This window comes from Undibacterium sp. SXout7W, assembly GCF_049339385.1.
Classification (GTDB): Bacteria; Pseudomonadota; Gammaproteobacteria; order Burkholderiales; family Burkholderiaceae_D; genus Undibacterium.
Map to the genome: position 1 here is coordinate 1 of NZ_JBMPPF010000107.1, position 352 is coordinate 352.

At 52.0% G+C, this 352-nt stretch carries 1 other RNA gene; it reads right to left on the reverse strand.

Going from position 1 to position 352, the window contains the following annotated elements:
* Window positions 1-352: a transfer-messenger RNA gene (ssrA, locus tag ACO0LB_RS20690) on the reverse strand; the annotation flags it as partial.

The following is a 352-nucleotide window of genomic DNA, read 5'->3' on the forward strand; positions in this document are numbered from 1 at the left end:
CGGTGGAGCTGGCGGGAGTTGAACCCGCGTCCGAAATTTCTACATCCTCGGTACTACATGCTTAGTTTGTCTTTACATTCGCACGCCAGCTGCGGACAGACACGCCACTAACGAACTAGCCTGATTAGTTTTAACGCTTCAACCCCAGGCAGGGCTTCCACGCGATCTCTTTTGGGTTTGACCTCTCTTTGATCCCCGTCTTAAGAGCGGAAGCTAGGGAGAGAGGGCTCAGAGCAGGTTATTAAGCTGCTAAAGCGTAGTTTTCGTCGTTTGCGACTATTTTTTTGCGGCTTTTAACGAGGCAAACCGCCCCTCGGCATGCACCTTGGGTTTCGCAAATCCCGTCGAATCC